This window comes from Vibrio sp. S11_S32, from assembly GCF_014694465.1.
GTDB lineage: Bacteria > Pseudomonadota > Gammaproteobacteria > Enterobacterales > Vibrionaceae > Vibrio > Vibrio algicola.
In genome coordinates this window covers 1-907 of sequence record NZ_JAAUWS010000129.1, presented here as the reverse complement: position 1 = coordinate 907, position 907 = coordinate 1, and the positions used below count along the sequence as shown (strand labels likewise).

The 907-nt window shown below is 44.3% G+C and carries 1 protein-coding gene; it reads left to right on the top strand.

Annotation, left to right across the window (positions count from 1 at the left end):
- Positions 1–39 precede the first annotated feature (39 nt).
- On the top strand, positions 40–907 hold an 868-nt coding region (tnpC, locus tag HC723_RS16920), incomplete at its 3' end, for an IS66 family transposase (RefSeq protein ID WP_190339923.1).

Below are 907 nucleotides of genomic sequence, written 5' to 3'. Positions count from 1 at the left end.
CCAAGCATTAATGGCATGATATTTAGTATAATAAATATCATGAAAAAGACGCCAGATATCAACCCAGAAAGTCAAAATATTGCCGAGCTACAAGCGATGGTAAAAACACTGATATCTGAGAAAAGTGAGTGGAAACAAGAACGCCAATCGTTGCTTGAACAACTCAAGCTTGCCTTCGACCGTCAGTTCGCCAAACGCTCAGAAGCATTAAAACCTTACGATGATGCTCAAGGCGATCTCTTCAACGAAGTGGAATGTGAAGCGGCGGCGGAAGAAGAAGTTGAAATAACGACAACGACCACAACGACTAAAAAACGTGGTAAACGCAAACCACTACCGAAAACGCTACCTCGAGAGATTATCGAACTCGATTTAGACGATGATGAAAAAGAATGCCCATGTTGTCAGCATAGCCTGCATAAAATCGGTGAAGACCGCAGCGAAAAGCTGGAGTTCACGCCAGCGGTACTCAAAGTGCTAGAATATGTTCGTCCTAAGTATGCTTGTCGCGAGTGCGAAAAAACGAAAGACAACTGCCACATCATTCAAAAACCGGCACCGGTGAGCATTATTCCTAAGAGCTTCGCCACAGAAAGCTTGCTGGCCAATATTATCCTTGGTAAATACCGATATGCGATGCCACTTTATCGCCAAGAATCACTGTTTAGCCAATCGGGTATCGAGTTATCGCGCACAACTATGGCAAGGTGGGTTATCCAAGTCAGTGAGAAGTTCACCCCTCTTTATGAAGCCTTAAAACTGTACTTACTCAAACAAGTCGTGGTGCAGGCAGATGAAACGCCGCTCAACGTGCTCAAAGAAGATAAAAAGTGTTATATGTGGCTCTACTGTTCAGGGGCAGACTCACCAGAGGCGGCACTCCCACATGTTAAAAATATTGCCTTAT